13 protein-coding genes and 1 tRNA gene are annotated in these 18,395 nt (G+C 42.7%); 9 read left to right on the top strand and 5 right to left on the bottom strand.

Annotation, left to right across the window (positions count from 1 at the left end; genetic code table 11):
• Positions 1 to 226: 226 nt before the first annotated feature.
• From FNH22_RS21340 to FNH22_RS21315, 6 genes are all read left to right on the top strand, one after another.
• Positions 227 to 3,175 carry a TonB-dependent receptor gene (locus tag FNH22_RS21340; protein ID WP_143400477.1) on the top strand — a complete coding sequence of 983 codons (2,949 nt, stop codon included), beginning with the start codon at positions 227 to 229 and terminating at the stop codon, positions 3,173 to 3,175.
• Between the two features lie 10 nt (positions 3,176 to 3,185).
• On the top strand, positions 3,186 to 4,553 hold the full coding sequence (locus FNH22_RS21335) for a RagB/SusD family nutrient uptake outer membrane protein (RefSeq protein WP_143400476.1): 1,368 nt from the start codon (positions 3,186 to 3,188) through the stop codon (positions 4,551 to 4,553).
• 19 nt (positions 4,554 to 4,572) lie between these two features.
• Positions 4,573 to 6,012 (top strand): glycoside hydrolase family 30 beta sandwich domain-containing protein, encoded by a 1,440-nt coding sequence (locus FNH22_RS21330; protein WP_185154338.1) that lies wholly within the window; start codon positions 4,573 to 4,575, stop codon positions 6,010 to 6,012.
• A 33-nt stretch (positions 6,013 to 6,045) separates the two neighbouring features.
• Positions 6,046 to 7,767, top strand: coding sequence for a SusE domain-containing protein (locus FNH22_RS21325; protein WP_143400474.1), 1,722 nt, complete (start codon positions 6,046 to 6,048; stop codon positions 7,765 to 7,767).
• 8 nt (positions 7,768 to 7,775) lie between these two features.
• On the top strand, positions 7,776 to 9,245 hold the full coding sequence (locus FNH22_RS21320) for a glycoside hydrolase family 30 beta sandwich domain-containing protein (RefSeq protein ID WP_143400473.1): 1,470 nt from the start codon (positions 7,776 to 7,778) through the stop codon (positions 9,243 to 9,245).
• 350 nt (positions 9,246 to 9,595) lie between these two features.
• Complete coding sequence (locus tag FNH22_RS21315) at positions 9,596 to 10,357, top strand: EcsC family protein (protein ID WP_143400472.1); 762 nt, start codon at positions 9,596 to 9,598, stop codon at positions 10,355 to 10,357.
• A gap of 529 nt (positions 10,358 to 10,886) precedes the next feature.
• Here the strand turns inward: FNH22_RS21315 and FNH22_RS21310 are convergent.
• The 4 genes from FNH22_RS21310 to mltG all read right to left on the bottom strand — a co-directional run bounded on the left by FNH22_RS21310 (position 10,887) and on the right by mltG (position 13,447).
• Positions 10,887 to 10,971 (bottom strand) — tRNA-Ser (locus FNH22_RS21310).
• Between the two features lie 81 nt (positions 10,972 to 11,052).
• Positions 11,053 to 11,991: a YihY/virulence factor BrkB family protein gene (locus FNH22_RS21305; protein ID WP_143400471.1), complete on the bottom strand. Its 939-nt coding sequence runs from the start codon at positions 11,989 to 11,991 to the stop codon at positions 11,053 to 11,055.
• Positions 11,988 to 12,398, bottom strand: coding sequence for a thioesterase family protein (locus FNH22_RS21300; protein ID WP_143400470.1), 411 nt, complete (start codon positions 12,396 to 12,398; stop codon positions 11,988 to 11,990). The genes FNH22_RS21305 and FNH22_RS21300 overlap by 4 nt, the downstream gene beginning before the upstream one ends.
• Positions 12,398 to 13,447 carry an endolytic transglycosylase MltG gene (gene mltG / locus FNH22_RS21295; protein WP_143400469.1) on the bottom strand — a complete coding sequence of 350 codons (1,050 nt, stop codon included), beginning with the start codon at positions 13,445 to 13,447 and terminating at the stop codon, positions 12,398 to 12,400. Before mltG ends, FNH22_RS21300 begins: the two co-directional genes overlap by 1 nt.
• Positions 13,448 to 13,572: 125 nt before the next feature.
• Here mltG and FNH22_RS21290 point away from each other — a divergent pair, with 125 nt between their 5' ends.
• From FNH22_RS21290 to FNH22_RS21280, 3 genes are all read left to right on the top strand, one after another.
• Positions 13,573 to 14,202 carry an L-threonylcarbamoyladenylate synthase gene (locus FNH22_RS21290; protein WP_143400505.1) on the top strand — a complete coding sequence of 210 codons (630 nt, stop codon included), beginning with the start codon at positions 13,573 to 13,575 and terminating at the stop codon, positions 14,200 to 14,202.
• The gene (locus FNH22_RS21285) at positions 14,189 to 14,833 is read left to right on the top strand and encodes a WbqC family protein (RefSeq protein WP_143400468.1); all 645 of its coding nucleotides are present in this window, start codon (positions 14,189 to 14,191) and stop codon (positions 14,831 to 14,833) included. The genes FNH22_RS21290 and FNH22_RS21285 overlap by 14 nt, the downstream gene beginning before the upstream one ends.
• 113 nt (positions 14,834 to 14,946) lie before the next feature.
• A complete protein-coding gene (locus tag FNH22_RS21280) occupies positions 14,947 to 17,502 on the top strand; it encodes an ATP-dependent Clp protease ATP-binding subunit (protein WP_143400467.1) in 2,556 nt (851 codons plus the stop codon).
• 74 nt (positions 17,503 to 17,576) lie between these two features.
• On the opposite strand, the gene FNH22_RS21275 is transcribed toward FNH22_RS21280, so the two are convergent.
• Positions 17,577 to 18,335 (bottom strand): tetratricopeptide repeat protein, encoded by a 759-nt coding sequence (locus FNH22_RS21275; protein WP_185154337.1) that lies wholly within the window; start codon positions 18,333 to 18,335, stop codon positions 17,577 to 17,579.
• Positions 18,336 to 18,395 lie beyond the last annotated feature (60 nt).

Genomic DNA, 18,395 nt, shown 5'->3' with positions numbered 1-18,395 from the left:
TAAACCACTTTTTAGGCCAATACGATGGAATTTCACTGATAGTAATGCGTATATAACCGGCTCATATCCTCCACTATTTGCAATCGATTGCGAGATTCTCCGATCGTTTTTTTGATCTTGTCTGCCCTTTATCAAAACTTCACTGTGCGATGAATTCAGTCACTGATTTTACAGCCCCGCAAAGCTGAACCATCACACCTTTTTATTTAATGCAAACTAAGCACCTATGAAAACACAATTACTGTTTTTACTTTTTTTTTCTACCACAATCTGGGCTTTTGGGCAAGCCAATATAATCAGTGGTAGGGTTTATTCTTCTGATGACGACGGTCCTTTGCCCGGAGTAAATATTCTAATAAAGGATTCAAGTCAAGGCACGGTATCTGATTTTGACGGGAATTTCAGCATCCCGGCAAACCCTGATGATATCCTGGTTTTCTCTTTTGTAGGTTATAACCCCGTAGAAATAAAGGTTGGCAACCAAACCTCACTCAGTGTAAACCTCGATCCGGACATCGTATCCCTGTCGGAAGTCGTTGTCATTGGTTACGGAGAAACATCTGAAAAAAAGCTTACCACGGCGGTCACTTCGCTGGATGCACAGATCATTGAAAACAAACCTTTTGTGAATATTGAACAATCCATTAACGGCAAGGCGCCTGGCGTTCAGGTCATTCAACCATCCGGTCGTCCCGGAGCAGGAATATCGATCAGAATCCGGGGAGCAACATCCGTTACCGGTGGGAATGAACCTCTTTATGTAGTAGATGGAGTACCGGTTTTAAACACCGAAGGTATTAACCCGTCAGATGTAGAATCCATTGATATATTGAAAGATGCGGCTTCCGCATCTATCTATGGAGCACGGGCAGCCAATGGAGTAGTACTCATCACCACCAAAAGGGGTAATGCTACCAAACCAACTTTGAATTTTTCCAGCTATGTCGGATTCGAAAGCGTAACTAATACCATTCCGGTGCTGAACTCCGAACAGTATATGGACCTTCTTAATACAGCGCGTCTGAATGCGGGCCTATCCGTATTGGACAATCCTTTTGACTTCGAATTTAATACCGACTGGCAGCAGGAATTATATGACCCGGCCTCTATCCAAAACTATCAGTTAGCATTTTCCGGTGGCAGTGAAGACGGTACTTTTTTCGTATCTGCGGGATATCAGAATCAGGAAGGTGTCATCGCTCCTTCTGATTTCGAACGATTTTCCGTTAGGTTCAACCAGGACAGGAAACTACTATCCAACCTGAAGGTAGGTAATAGTATAGCTTTAAGTCATACCACGTTTGATGCTATAAGCGACAATCAAAGGGTCAACAACGGAGGCGTAGTACTTAGCGCATTGACTACCCCACCTATTATCCCGGTCCGAAATGCAGACGGCACCTATCCTTTAAATCCCTATCAAGCCTGGGAAAATCCAATTGCCTTGGTCAGAGGCCAGCAGCAAACTTCTTTTACCAATAAAGTACTCGCCAATGTTTATGCCGAATATACACTCCCCATGGATGTCCTTTTTAAGTCTTCTGTTGCTGTAGATTATAACAATTCAAAAGCAGATCGTTTTGTAGACCCATTCACCACGGGAAATGGACGTGCACAGGAAGGGGAGGCTTCAAATGAAACCTTCAATGAACTGATTTGGGTTTGGGAAAACACGTTAAACTACCACAGAGATTTCGGAGAGGGACACAACATAGATTTACTACTGGGAACCTCCTTTCAGCAGTCTAAGTGGGAAAGCACCTATCTGCTTGCCCGGGGTTTTGCCAATGGGTCTATACCAACGGCTGCGGCAGCATCAGAGCCGATTGACGTCGATGCGCGGATAGCCGAATGGTCACTGGTTTCACATTTTATCAGAGGTACCTATAACTATAAGAACAAATACCTGTTGTCAGCATCCATGAGGGCCGATGGTTCTTCCCGATTTGGTGATGGTAACAGATACGGATATTTTCCATCTGCTTCCGTAGGATGGAATATTTCGGAAGAAGACTTTTTAGACGACATTTCATGGCTGAACAACCTAAAACTAAGGTATAGCTTCGGTATTACAGGAAATCAGAACATTGGTAATTACAGCTCTTTCGGCACCTACGGTTCAGGCGCTAACTACCCGTTTGACGGAGAAATATCGCCAGGCATTTTTCCAGACCAGGTAAACAATGAGGATTTAAGGTGGGAAAGTACCACGCAGCATAATATTGGGGTAGATGCGGATCTTTTCGGCGGACGGATTAGTGCCAAGATAGATGTATACCACAAAAGAACATCTGATATGCTGTTGTTTAACCAACTACCAAACACTACAGGATATCCCGGTTCACTACAAAACATAGGCTCCCTGGAGAATAAGGGGCTGGAAATTGGTTTAAATGCGCAACCTGTCTCCAGCGGTCTTTTCACCTGGAATGTAGATGCCAATATCAGCTTTAACCGATCCAAAGTATTGGAGATAGGGCCTGACCCTATCTTTGGTGGTGGCATTCCTGACCAGGGAAATGTTAGTATACTCCAGGAAGGCCAACCTATAGGTAATTTCTATGGCTGGGTGGCCCAGGGCGTGGACAACGAGACCGGCAATATCGTATTCCTTGATCGTATAGAAAACGGTATTATTAATGATGAAGATCGTCAGATCATAGGTAATGCACTGCCAGACTTTACATGGGGTATTACCAACAGACTCGCTTATGGTGGCATTGAGCTAACCATTTTCTTGCAGGGAGTACAAGGCCAGGACATCTATAATGCCACACGGTTTGAAATGGAATCCATGTCCTCTTTTAAAAACCAATCCACAGCAGTGCTGGACCGATGGACCCCTGAAAACACGGAAGGAAGCCTGCCACAAGCTGTATTTGGAGACCCCGGCGATAATGACCGAATATCAACACGTTGGGTGGAGGATGGGTCCTTCTTGAAAATAAGAGAACTCACGCTAGCCTATAACCTGCCTTCGTCCTTATCTGAAAAATTTGGAATGCAAAATGCCAAGGTTTATGTACAGGGAAGGAATTTCTACACACTCACCGATTACAGTGGATATGACCCTGAAGTAAGTAGAGATGGTGGCAGTACCATCTCGCCCAACATAGACTATGGCACCTACCCGCAAGTGCAGTCTTTTTTAGTAGGATTAAACATTAGTTTTTAAACGATTTCTCATGAAAAATATATCCAGCAAGATTTATTATATCATCGTAGGGGGCCTTTTGGTTTCATGCAATGATTTTTTGGACCTTTCACCTGTCACAGAAATATCTTCAGCCAACTACTGGCAGACACAAGAAGATGCCGAGGCTGGTATTATTGGGTGTTATGATGCCCTACAACCGGACTCTTACTTTGGATTTGATCTTTACACCTACGGCGAGGTACGTTCTGACAACTGTTTTGCAGGCGGTGACAACCCAAATAATTTCGCTATTGACAACTTCACTGAAAACCCTACCAATGCCAATATTACCCGAAGCTGGAGGCAGCTATACTTTGCCATAGGACGGACCAACACCGTGCTCAATCGCGTAAACGGAATGGAGGACGATCTATTTGAAGAGGCTAAAAAAGAACAAATTATGGGGGAAGCTTACTTTTTGAGGGCCTTTCACTATTTTAATCTCGTCAGACTTTGGGGTAATGTTCCGCTGGTACTTACGGAAACCACATCACTCGACCCGGATAACATAAAAGTAAGTAAAGCGGATGCAGCAGAAGTTTATACCCAAATAATCAATGATTTTGAACTGGCCCGGGAACTACTCCCCACCCAGGCACCGGCCGGTGGCCGACTATCAAAAGGTGCCGCTGAAGCCTTTTTAGCCAAAGTGGCATTAACACAATCAAATTACACAGATGTAATTACCTGGACAGAAGCCGTAATGGGAAGAGGCTATGAACTGCTGACCACCTACGACCATTTATTCGACCAGGAACATAAGAACAATGCAGAAGTGATACTGAGTGTACAATATATCGGAGCGGCTGAGGGTAATCCGTTCCCGGAATTGGTATTACCTACTCCTGAGGCTTCCTTCGAATTTATAAAGTTCCATACACCTACGCCGAATAGCCTTGCTCAATTCGAAGCAGGAGATGTAAGGGCTTCCACCGCTTTTGTGGAACGAAGTGGCACTCCTTACCTTTTCAAATGGAGAAACGGGGACGCCTTTGCCTCAGCAGATCATAATATCATTATGCGCTATGCTGATGTGCTACTCATGCGGGCAGAAGCGCTCAATCAAGAGGACCGGACAACGGAAGCCATTATTCTATTGGATCAAATACGCCATCGTGCGGGCTTAACTCCGTATACAGGAGATCAATCCAAAGAAGCAGTGGATACTGCCATTTTACAGGAACGAAGAGTAGAACTCATGTATGAAGGCCATCGCTGGTTTGATTTGAAGCGAAAAGGTTTTCAGTTTACCAGAGACGCTATTCTGGCGGCAAAGGGGATCACCATCACGGAAAACCAAATGGAATTTTCAATTCCACAGGAAGAAATAGACAGGAACAGCAATTTAGATAACTAGCGCATTTAGAAATATGAAAATGGAATACATAATAGGGCTAATACTATCACTCACTTCTATGTCGGGCTGTGAGGATAACGAAGAGGCAGGAACCAAAAAAGCTACCGATGGAGAGGTGGAAGTACATATTACTTCACTAGATGGCTCTTCACTTCTCAGGCAACTGCCTACAAAACTCAACTTTTCCAAAGAGGCTTTGTCAGGTACACTGGTAGAAATATCCGAAACAGAACAAGGCCCTGCCATTGACGGCTTTGGCGCTGCATTGACAGGTTCTTCTGCTTACCTGATGCATAACAATGAAGCAGCCATCAAAGACCTGTTCAGTGAAGAGGGTATTAGTTTAAGTTACCTAAGGCTAACAATGGGGGCCTCTGACTTTAATAAAAACGGAAGCTATTCGTATAATGATATTAATGAGGCAGAAGACCTGAGCTTGTCTCAATTCTCTATAGCAGAGGATAAGGCAAGTGATAATCCGATGATTCCCGTGGCTCAGGCCATTTTGGCTGCAAATAGCGAGGTTTCTATAATGGCTTCCCCATGGACTCCCCCGCCGTGGATGAAGTCCAGCAAATCATACATTGGGGGTAGCCTGCTCAAAGCCTACTACGGCGTTTATGCCGATTACTTTATCAAATACCTTCAAGCTTATGCAGCAGAAGGAATACCGGTGGGAGCTATCACCGTACAAAATGAACCCCTTCATGAGCCAAAGACCTATCCCGGGATGAAAATGAGCGCTTTAGAGCAGGCTGATTTCATCGGGAACCATCTGGGGCCAAAGCTTGAGGCCGCCAACTTATCCACTGATATTATAGCTTACGATCATAATTTCTATGTGGAAGAAGATCCCGACTATCCCATAACTGTACTTCAGGATACTAAGGCAGGTATATATGCCAAGGGTGTAGCATATCATGCGTACGGGGGAGCGGCTTCCGATATTGATCTGCTCCTTACTCAATTTCCCGATGCGGAAATCCATTTTACTGAACAATCCGGCATTATCGGGGAACAAACCTCTTTTAAAGGTGAAATCGTCTGGTTTATGGAAAATGTATTTGCTCCGATGCTACGGCGAGGAGCTAAATCAATCCTTCTATGGAATCTGGCCCTGGATGAAAATAACGGCCCGAAAAATAATGGCTGCCAAACCTGCAGAGGGGTTATTACAATAACCAGTACCAAAAACATTGTTAAAAACCCGGAATACTATCTGTTAGGCCATTTTTCGCGATTCGTAAAGCCAGGTGCAATGCGATTAAAAACAGCCGATTTCAAAGGGCAATTCGAAAATATTGCTTTTGAAAACTCAGACGGCTCCAAGGTCCTGGTATTACTCAACACTTCTAATGCGGACGATAAGCAGATACAGGTAAACATAGGTTCCGGAAGTTTTGGATATACTCTACCGGCAAATTCACTGGTCACCTTGAGGTGGGATACCACCCTATGAAAAAAGATAATAAGCTAATAGATAATTAAGAACATGAAGAATTTTGATAAACTCTTTTCAATTCTCTTGATACTTCTAACATTTTCTTGTGAAGAAGAAGAGAATGTGACTGCTACTGGAAACTGGGAACTCCAGGGCGCCAGCATTACAGCACCTGCTGACAATTTCTCGGTAGTGCTGGACGACGAAAATCCCTCTGAACTCATTAATTTCCGCTGGGATGCCGCCAGCAATGACCAGGATTATTTAATAACGTATAAGTTGATACTGGACCGGACAGAAGGTGATTTTAGTGCCCCATTACTGTCCCAGGCATCTGACAGTGAAGGAACCGGACTTCAGGCCGGTATCACTCACCTGACCATGGACCAGCTTTTGGCAGACCTGGGACTGCAGGTAAGTGAGTCCATCCATTTGAAGTGGGCTGTAAAGGCCAACGCACTCAGCAAATCCGAAATAGCAAGTCAATCTCTTACAGTTACCCGTTTCGAAACCGAAACAGTACCTGATGCCTTATTCATTTCAGGTTCTGCTACAGAAGTCGGTGATGCCCCTTCAAGTGCCATCCCCATGATTGAATTACGCGGGGCAGATGGAGCAAGAACAAACATTTTTGAAATACATACCTCACTGGAGTCAGGAGAGAGTTTTAACTTTTATACCGAACAGGATGCGGGAGCACGTTTCTTTGGAGGAAATAGTGGAGAGTTGTTAAACGCCGGCAATCCAATTGCTGCCCCTGAAACGGGGGAATATCGTATCAGAGCAGATTTTAACAACTCAACGTATGAATTCCTTAAAATTGACAAGTGGAGTATAGTAGGAAATGTGATCGATGGAGGCTGGGGTGGTGACGTTCCATTGCAGTACCAGGGAAATAGTGTATGGAGTTCTTCAGTGACCCTGGTAGATGCAGAGCCGGGAGAGGCTGACAAACGTTTTATTTTCCGCGCAAATGGCGATTGGGATGTAGTGCTCAAACGTATTCAGGGCAGTACGAATGAATTGATATCGGAGTCGTTTGGTAATGACAATGGCTATGGTCTTGAAGATGTCCCCGTAGCTGAACTGGGAAGGTGGCATATAACATTAGACCTTTCAGCCCCCACTCCTACCTATATTATTAGTGAAGATAATTCGGCGCCAACAGAAACACCTTCAGCGCTATATCTCTTTGCCGACGGCACTCTTGTCACTGAACTACAGAAAGATGGGGATATTTTTTCTTATGGTTTCCTGGATATGAAACCCGAGGTAAATTATACGCTCAACGAAGCACAAGATGGCTCAGGAAACACATTTTCCATCCTTGGTTCTCTCGGCCAGCCGGATTCAGAAAATGACAGGGTAATCGGAACCGCAGGCATAAGTACATCAGGCTTACCCATCGGCATTGACGAAAACCAGGCATACCGACTTTCCTTCGACTTTAGCACAGCCACGCTAACCTGGGACTATTATAACTTCAAACTCTTTCATTGGAATGATTGGGATACAAGAAGTGAGTTAAGAATGACCTATCAGGGAAATTATACCTGGGAGATAACAGAACCCCTGACCGCCAGTTATAATTCGAAGTTCATATCTCCCTGGGATTATGATTTTGGTTCAGAAAACCCGACAGAGTTGACAGGCACTATGGTTACCGGTGGTGGTAGCAACTTCATGAATGTCAACGAAGATGGTACCTACAAAGTGAATATCACATTATCCACCGATTTTATGACCGGGACTTACAGTTTTGTAAAACAGTAATTTGAACAATGAACTATCTCAAAATATTTTTGATCATCACGATTAGTTTCTTTCAATGTACCAACGAAAATGAGACTCCCCCACCATCGACGGAAGTCTCATTTTCTGCCCGTGAAAAGGAATTGACTATATTCACCACAGCGAATCAAACTGATCTCAGGCTACAAAACACCGGGAACCTGGAATTTAAACCTGCCAGACAGCCTCTCGAATCCGAAGTGTCTATTTTCGTTAATCCAAACAAAACGTTCCAGGAGTTTATTGGAATAGGAGGCGCCATTACTGATGCTTCAGCTGAGGTTTTTGCCCGGCTTCCGGATGACAAACAAGAAGAATTGCTCAATGCCTATTACAGTGAGAAAGAAGGGATCGGTTACTCGCTAACCCGAACGACCATCCATAGCTGCGATTTCAGTACCAAAAGTTATACTTATGTGAGCGACAAGGATAAGGCATTAAACTCTTTTGATATAAGCCATGACCTGGAATATAGAATCCCCATGATCCAAAGGGCCATTGCTGCAGCGGGTGGAGAATTATTGCTATACGCCAGCCCGTGGAGCCCGCCTGCCTTTATGAAGGACAATAACAATATGCTGCGAGGCGGAAAGTTACTTCCTGAGTACTACGACTCATGGGCCAGGTATTATACTAAATTTATCAAAGCGTACGAAAATCAAGGTATGCCTATTTGGGGGATAAGCATCCAAAACGAGCCTATGGCCACACAACGGTGGGAATCCTGCATTTTTACGGCTGAGGAGGAACGTGACTTCCTGAAAAACCACCTTGGCCCCATCATGGAGCAGGAGGGGCTTGGAGATAAAAAGATTGTAGTCTGGGATCACAACCGGGACCTGATCAACAACAGGGCCAACACTATTTTTGACGACCCAGAGGCGGCTAAATATGCCTGGGGGACCGGTTTTCACTGGTATGAGACCTGGGCCGGAGGAGAACCCATGTTTGATAACCTCGGGCACGTACAAGAAGCCTATCCTGACAAGAAACTGCTGTTCACAGAAGGTTGCAATGAAAAGTTTGATCCTGAGAAATACCAGTACTGGCCAAATGCAGAAAGGTATGGGCGATCTATGATCAATGACTTTAACAAAGGAACCGTCGGATGGACAGACTGGAACATATTACTAGATCATAATGGTGGTCCTAATCACGTTGGTAATTTTTGCTTCGCACCTGTTCACGCTGATACAGAGAAAGGAGAATTGATATACACTCCCGCCTATTACTATATTGGTCATTTCTCCCGGTTTATCCGGCCAGGAGCGAAAAGGATAAGTGCGGTCAGTAGCAGAAGCCACTTGCTTACCACCTCCTTCTTAAACATGGATAACAGCCTGATAGTGGTGGTGATGAACCAGAGCGCTGAAAACATCAGCTACAATCTATTCATCGAAGGTCATCAAACCACTGTCAAAATACCTGCACATGCCATGCAAACGCTTCAATGGAAATAAATTCACCGGGATTGCATAGGTGTGTATGATGTACGCTTTCGAAACAGGTCAGTTGACGGGATTGTTTACCTGACTCTAGTTAAGAATTACAGATCTAAGAATATACTTTGAAACCAGCATTAATCGATTAGTCGTCATCAAAACAATATTCTTGCTGTTTGGAGCAACCGTAAAATTCTGATTTGTAATGTACCTTCCTCCAACCAAAAGCTTTGGAACAGAGACAGATCCGGTTTCAGTATCAATTGTTCTGTAAAAAGCACCAACCGTTTTTCCAACTTTTTGTGAGGTAACTAAAAGGAAGTCAGGCTAAGAAATCCTGAAAGGAGAAAAGCCGTATAAGGTTGTGAATGCACACTAGAAATACTAATTCGATCTATCACGATCTCATCACCCTGGAACTGAAACAATGGCAATCGGCCATGCGCAGGCCTCCTAACTTCTGGAACAGAACCACCAAAAAGGTTCAGAGGAAAGTCAATAGTGTCATTCCGGAGAAGATCCACAAAGCAATTACTAAAGCAATCAAAGAGATCACTCGTGTGGTGATTTTCGGATCAAAGTTCACCACTCGCAATCGGAAGGAGATAAAGACACTCGAAGAAACCGAGATCAAGGTGAAAGAACGTATCAATTTTTACTCCTCTTCTGCTGCGGTGGAAGGTGCCGCTACCGGTTTTGGCGGTTTCTTACTAAGTCTTGCCGACTTCCCGCTATGGCTGACTTTGAAAATGAAAATGCTGTTCGAGATAGCCTCTCGTTATGGTTATGACACGAAAGATTACAAAGAGCGGGTGTACATTCTCTATATCTTTCAGTTGACCTTCTCAAGTCAGGAACACCGAAATGAGGTCTTCAAAATAATGGAAAACTGGGAGGTAAAAAAAGAACAATTGCCTGATGATCTCAATGCCTTCGACTGGCGTACGTTTCAGTTGGAATATCGTGACTATATCGATCTTGCCAAACTTCTACAGCTGTTACCCGGAGTAGGTGCCATAGCCGGAGCATTTGTGAATCACAAGCTCACCAATAAACTCGGAAAAACGGCCATGAATGCCTACCGGATGCGGGATGAGCGATTCAGAGAAGTGAGGTTGCTGAAGGAATAGTTAATGTTATTGGCTTGTTTCATTAGTCTTTTGAGACTACCGTTTTATGATACTCTACTCCCAGCTTTGGAAATATGCACTGTAACACTTAAAGACCGTCATTAAAAGCTTGTGATGCTGGACTAATGAGTCAATCTACCATGTACTTCCCAATAAGGGATTTTCACCGGGTGGTTTGCCTTAACAATTTTGCACTATGCCTCCCTGCCTTTACTTACTCGGATAGGAACCTAAATCATATTGCTTTATTTAATTCGCACAGACCTGACCATTACTTCAGGTCCTGAATTTTTTCCGAATATTTATTATGATCAAAAAGTAGCCAACCTGGTTTAAAATCAGCCTGATAAAAGAAGAGATAGAGCTTATTGAAAAGATCAATTTTCTTATTGAAGCACCCATGCCTCTACGAAATAGTCATAAGGTTGATCGGATTCCCTATATTCTTTGAATGTGTGCCACTTTGGAAACTCCCAAAAGTAAAAAAAGCCTGCAAATCATTGTTTACAGGCTCTTTAATTTAATCAAGCAGAGGAGGAGGGATTCGAACCCCCGGTACCTCGCGGTACGCTGGTTTTCAAGACCAGTGCATTCGACCACTCTGCCACTCCTCTGGGTCAGATCACTAATTGGTCTGCAAATCTAAAGTATAATTTAATTTCAGCAAGTGCAATGTTGATTTTTTTGCTGTCATCTCAGGCTTTGATACGGTAGGCCTGGTGAATACTGGCATTAATTTCATAGCCTACCAAAAGTACAATGGTAAGGATGAATTGCCAGATCATGAGTGCGATCAATACCCCGATAGATCCATAAAGCTTATTGTAGGTGGCAAAATTGGCCACATAGTAAGAAAAACCATAGGAAACCGCCAGGCATAGGATCGTAGAGATCAACGAACCTATGGAGAAAAAGCGCCAGTTATAATGTACCGCCGGACCGAAATAATAGATAAAGGATATGGCCAGAAAGAAAACGATAAAAATGACCAGAAAACGTAGTACCAAAAAAAGGTAAATAAGAAAATCCTCTATATCCAACCATTCGATCTGGTTAATGAAGTCGATAAGAAAGTTACCGATCACCAGCAGGATAATAGCCAGGATCAAGACCAGCGCTAACATAAAAGTCAGCCCCGTGGCCACCAGCCTGGTTTTTATAAAGCCCCGTTTGTCCATGGTCTTGTAACAGGCATTGAAAGCTTTCATAAGTGAGAGCATGCCGTTAGTGGCTAAAAAAAGGGAAAAAACAGCGCCAAATGTCAGGAGTCCTCCGCGTTGATTACCTACAATATCTTCAATAGTAGTACTCGTTACCTCGTACATGTTTTCCGGCATAAACTCTCCTATAAATTCCAGGATGGTGGTTCGGCTTACATCGGGAATAAATTCATGGATGTACGGCGTAAGGGTAAAAAGGAAAATAATAGCCGGGAATATAGCCAGGGTGAAATTGTAGGCTACTGCCTCCGCTCTTTCAATAATGGAGTCACGGGTGATCTTCTCTATAAATACACCTATGATCTCATAAAGGCTCAGTCCTTCGTACCTGGTAAACTTTATGCTTTTCAACACTACCACAAGGCTCTTGTACACCTCTGTTTTGAGAATATAGTTCTGTATCCGCTTCTTCATTTCTCAAAAAAGGGTTCTAAAAGCTGGGTCATCTTTTCCGGCATTCTGCAGGGGCGTCCGGTATCCATTTTTACAAACACCAATAACGTATGCCCTTCGTGTATCAGCTTATCGGATTCATCATATATTTCATAGTGAAAAGTAATACGGACTCCTGGCATTTCTTTGATAGTGACCCTGACAGTTAACAGTTCATCATATCGCCCCGGGGCTATGAATTTGGATGTATTCTCCAATACGGGCATCATCACCCCACCTTCTTCCAGTTGCTTATAAGTAAGTCCTAAGGACCTCAGGCTCTCCACACGGGCCACCTCATAGTAGGTAGCATAATTCCCATAATAGACATATCCCATCTGGTCTGTATCGGCATACCTTACTCGTATTTTAACTTCGTGCTGATACATTATTTGCTATTCGCTCTTGCCTTTCGTTGTTCAATGGACAGTTGCCGTTGATATCGTCTGGCATTATTGGTATGGTCCCTGAGATTTTCAGCGAAGTTATGGTAGCCGGAAAAATCTTCTTTTGCACACATGTATAAATACTTATGGTCCTCGTAGTTCAAAACGGCATCAATAGATCGAATGGCAGGCATATTAATTGGCCCGGGAGGCAGCCCTCTGTTCATATAAGTGTTATAAGGTGACCTGATCTCTTTATGTTTATTCAACACACGTTTCAAAGCGAAATCCCCGGAGGCAAATACTAACGTAGGATCAGCCTGTAGTGCGATACCTTTCTTCAAACGGTTCATATACAACCCGGCTATACGTTTACTCTCATCTGCTTTGACACTCTCTGCCTGGACAATGGAGGCCAAAACGGAAACCTCTAACAGAGAAAGTCCGATGCTCTCTGCTTTGGCTTGGCGGTCATCATTCCAAAACTTCTTATACTCTGAATATAATCTGTCAAGTAACCCCGGAGCGGATATATCTGCATAAACCTCATAGGTATTAGGTATGAACATGCTGATGATATTGTAATCATTAAATCCATAGTCATTGTTAACAATGAATTCTACTAAGGCACTGTCAAATTCAGCTTTGGTCATATCGAGGTTAGCCGTCACCTTCTCCGCCAGGTCTTGTTTTAGCCTGACATGTGTAAATGTGACATTGACAGTGCGTTGCTGTCCTAATCTAAGCAGACGTATCGCTTCCAGATTAGTCATGTCTTTTTTGATCACGTATTTGCCAGGTTTAACGGCTTTGTCATACTCCATCAACCTGGCCAGAAAGCTAAAAGCCACTAAATCCTGGACGTAATATCCGTCATAGAGCTTATCCTGGAGTGATTTAAAAGTTTCATTTTTATCGATTTTCAATAGTCGATCTTCTTTTTCCACCTGTAAATTAGGAGAATACAACATTTGATAGCCATAGAAAGCAAAAGAAGACATTAGCATGGTAGAAACCAGCAAAAAAATAATCAGCAGTTTTCGATTTCTCATCCCTTCATTCAATATAAATAGCAAAGTTAAACATTAACCAATAAAAGCGGGTATCTGACTTAGTCCATAACATAATTAAAGCTGAATAGGCTAAGGCAATGGCTTTTTTAAATAGCTTTGCAGCAATGCCTGCAGAATTCATCAAGCTTTACGAAGAAAACCCACAAAAAATCAAAATCGAGCATATTGTTCAGTTATTAAGCCGCGGTGGAGTGATCATCTACCCGACGGATACGATCTATGGCTTAGGTTGCGATCTTTTTAATAAAAAAGCAATAGACAAAGTATGCAGGATCAAAGGGATCAAACCCAAGAATTTCAATTTATCCTTTCTCTGTGAAGACATCAGCCAAATAGCCGAATACGTCAGACGTATTGACAACGCCACCTTCAGAGTAATGAAAAAAGCATTTCCCGGACCATTCACTTTTATTCTCGAGTCCAGCAGCAAAGTATCAAAATTGTTGGATACCAATAAAAAAACCGTTGGGGTCAGGATACCGGACAATAACATTCCAAAAATGATCGTGGAAGTGCTGGGCCACCCCATTGTGACCACTTCCATCAAGGCAGAAGATGAAATACTTGAATATACCACCGATCCTGAAGTTATTTACGATGAATATAAAAACCTGGTGGATGCGGTAATAGATGGTGGTTATGGTGGCAACATACCTTCCACGGTGGTAGAATATACTGACACAGAATTTAACCTAATCAGGGAAGGACTCGGCAATATTCATGAAGTCATCTGAATCGGATACGCTTCTGATCGACCTGCATTATCTGCCAGGAATCGAATACATCGTAAATATACGTCAGTTTGACTGCATCATCCTGGAAGTGAATGAGTACTTCGTCAAGCAAACTTTCCGCAACCGTTGTTACATACTTGGAGCAAACGGTATTTTACCACTGTACGTACCTGTACTGGGAGGACGCCGCAAGGTGATTATGAAGGACTTACAGATAGATCATGATCAAAAATGGTTAAACAACCACTGGCGTGCCATTCAATCCGCTTATGGGAAAGCCCCTTTTTATGAATTTTATATAGATTATTTCGAAAAAGCTTTTCATACAAGAGAAAAGTACCTGGTAGATCTTAATTTCAAGCTACTGACATTATGTCTTGATCTCCTTGGTCTGAAAAAAAAAGTAGTGTTCACAGAAAAATATGAAAAGTGCCCAGACAGCTCCTGGAGTGACTTTCGATCTTTAATCCATCCAAAAACAGCTTTTGCCAACAGGACTTTTTATCAACCTTCACCCTACCCACAACTTTTTGGCAAAGACTTTGTACCGGCTTTAAGCATCTTGGATTTATTACTGTGTGAAGGACCTAATTCTAACACTATTGTCAGCAATTCGACGTTGGCATTATGAACATTTGAAGAGGTTTTTTCGTTTTGTAAAGAATGGCAATTACCGTCATCAATCATGGTAATTCTTTTTAAGAAATCATTAGATTTACAATAGTCACGTACAATTGCTTAAATATGGAAGCAAAATTTTCAAATAGAGTAAAAGAAGTAATTTCCCTGAGTAGAGAAGAAGCGCTAAGATTGGGGCATGATTATATAGGTACAGAACATCTGTTACTCGGTATGATCAGAGAGGGGGAAGGAGTAGCCGTGAGTTTATTAAAAAAACTGGGCATTGCCCTGGAAGAGCTCAGAGGCGCTGTAGAGAAAGTTTCGAAAGGAACAGCCTCTCATGATGTGAAAAACCTGGCGAATATACCACTCACCCGGCAATCAGAGAAAGTGCTGAAAATAACTTACTTAGAAGCCAAAATATTCAAAAGCCAACTAATAGGTACCGAACATCTGCTACTTTCCATACTGAGAGATGAAGACAATATAGCCACTCAGATATTGGAAAAATTTGACGTTAATTATGATGTGGTAAAGGAATTGTTGGAATATCAAACAGAGCATCCAATGTCATCATCAGATACGGATGACCCGGATGAAGATTCCTCCAAGATCTTTGGTAGTGGTGGTTCAGGCTCCGGAGGTGGAAAGGAAAAGAAGGGATCTGAAAAGTCAAGGACGCCTGTTCTGGACAATTTTGGAAGAGATCTGACTAAAATGGCAGAAGACAATCGTCTTGACCCTATTGTTGGAAGAGAAAAAGAAATAGAGCGCGTAGCTCAAATATTGAGTAGAAGAAAGAAGAATAATCCTATTTTGATAGGAGAACCCGGTGTAGGTAAAACGGCCATAGCTGAAGGTCTCGCACTTCGGATCGTTCAGAAAAAAGTGTCGCGTGTACTTTTTGGTAAGCGAGTAGTAACGTTGGATCTGGCTTCTCTTGTAGCTGGTACCAAATACCGCGGCCAGTTTGAAGAGCGCATGAAAGCGGTCATGAATGAGCTTGAAAAATCACCGGAAGTGATTCTGTTTATCGACGAATTACATACTATAGTAGGCGCAGGAGGGGCATCAGGTTCTCTTGATGCTTCGAATATGTTCAAACCCGCCTTAGCGCGAGGTGAAATACAATGCATCGGTGCTACTACCTTAGATGAATACCGTCAATACATCGAAAAGGACGGAGCACTCGCCAGAAGGTTCCAAATGGTAATGGTAGATGCTACCACACCTGAAGAAACCATACAGATACTCGATAACATCAAAGAGAAATACGAGGAGCATCACCATGTAAATTATACGAAAGAAGCCATTGAAGCTTGTGTAAAGCTTTCCGACAGGTATATCAGCGATCGATTCTTACCAGATAAGGCCATAGACGTACTGGATGAGGCTGGGGCTCGGGTACATATTAATAATATCCATGTCCCGGATGAGATTGTGAAGCTAGAGGCTGCTATTGAAGATATTAAGGAAGAAAAAAATCTGGTAGTAAAAAGTCAGAAATACGAAGAAGCTGCCCAGTTAAGAGACAAGGAAAAGAAGCTACTTGAACAACTTGAAGCAGCCAAAGTAAACTGGGAAGAAGAAACAAAAAGTAAGCGATATGCGGTAGAAGAAGACAACGTAGCAGATGTTATCGCTATGATGACTGGCATACCTACCAAGCGTATAGCACAAAAAGAAAGTAATAAATTGCTCGGTATGAAAGAAGAGCTGAGCACCAAGGTTATAGGGCAGGATGAAGCTATTGTAAAATTGACAAAGGCAATCCAGCGAACAAGAGTTGGGCTTAAAGACCCTAAAAAGCCGATTGGTTCATTCATCTTCCTTGGACCTACGGGTGTGGGTAAAACAGAGATGGCTAAAATGCTTTCTGCTTACCTTTTTGATAAGGAAGATTCGCTTGTCAGGATTGACATGAGTGAATACATGGAGAAATTCTCCGTATCACGTTTGGTGGGAGCGCCTCCGGGCTATGTGGGATATGAAGAAGGTGGCCAGCTAACAGAAAAAGTCAGGCGTAAGCCTTACAGCGTCGTGCTATTGGACGAAATAGAAAAAGCACATCCGGATGTATTTAATCTATTACTCCAGGTTCTCGACGATGGTATTCTTACTGATGGTCTGGGAAGAAGAGTAGATTTCAGGAATACAATCATTATTATGACTTCTAACATCGGGGTCAGGGATCTGAAAGACTTTGGAGCAGGTATAGGGTTCTCCACACAATCCAAGCAAAATAATGAGGACGAAATAATGAAGTCTACCATTCAGAGCGCTTTGAAAAAAGCTTTCAGCCCTGAATTCCTAAACAGACTGGATGATGTTATTGTCTTTAATTCGCTACAAAGAGAAGACATACATAAGATCATTGATATTACCCTTGGCAAACTGTTTGAAAGAATTAATGCCTTAGGCTTTAATGTAGAACTTACAGAAAAGGCCAAAGACTTCTTATCAGAAAAGGGCTATGATCCACAATACGGAGCGAGGCCGCTGAACAGAGCTATCCAGAAATACCTGGAAGATCCTGTAGCGGAAGAGATCCTCAAGGGTGAAATGGCAGAAGGGACTACCATTCTGGCTGATTATGATGGTAAGAGTGAGCACCTTAAGATTAAGACCAAAGCCCAGGGGAAACAAACAAAAAAGGAAAGTAAAGAGAGAGGAGAATAACCCCTGAAATGAAATAGCAATATAAAGGAGAAAGCGGCCCATGGGCCGCTTTTTTTATGGCCGGTTAGCAGGTACTAATCGCAGTATTTACGGATCACTCTCTTGGCATGATCTTCATTATACCTGGTGGCATAAGAAAAATCTTTACAGGCTTTAACCCGGTCTCCCAGTTCATAATAACAGAGTCCCCTTCTTATAAAAACATCGCTCGACCTGAGTTTCAGATCAATTGCTTTATTGAAATCAGCTTTAGCTTTTTGGTATTTACCCATACGCTGAAGGATAATACCACGGTTAAAATATGCCTGGCCAAAGTCTTTTTTATGTTTCAATACATAATCCATATCCTTTAACGCACCATAGTTATTTCTTAGTTGAGACCTTGCTATGGAGCGGTGATAGTAGGCATTAACATAATCAGGTCTTATTTTTATGGCCCGATCCATGTCAATGTAAGCTTTGTGGTATTTAAACTCTTTAATATAACACCTCCCTCTTCCATAATAGGCCTCGAAGTTATCTGTCCGGTTGATCTTTAATGCGCTGTTATAATCCATAATGGCGCCCTCCGTATAATCTTGTTTCTCAAAGCACCTGGCCCGCCCTATATGTGAAGCTACCGTTACTTTCCAATCCATACTACGGGTATATAAGGCAACAGCCTCTTCGTATTTTCCTAACTCTTCCTTACACCTCGCCAGATTATAAATGATCTTCCAGTTATTGGCGTCCATTTTTAGCGCCTCTGTAAAATGGTATTCTGCCTTTTCATAATCACCTTCTTCAAAATAGGTCTCCCCTTGCCCTAAGTGGGTGGAGCAAGAACAAAACATCAATAGAAAAAATGTTAAGATTAATAGGCGATCCATCATAACTATAAAATTAGTTATAAC

Source organism: Fulvivirga sp. M361 (genome assembly GCF_007097395.1).
Taxonomy (GTDB): domain Bacteria; phylum Bacteroidota; class Bacteroidia; order Cytophagales; family Cyclobacteriaceae; genus Fulvivirga.
Note: the sequence above shows the minus strand (reverse complement) of the source record. Positions and strands in the feature narration are given on the sequence as shown.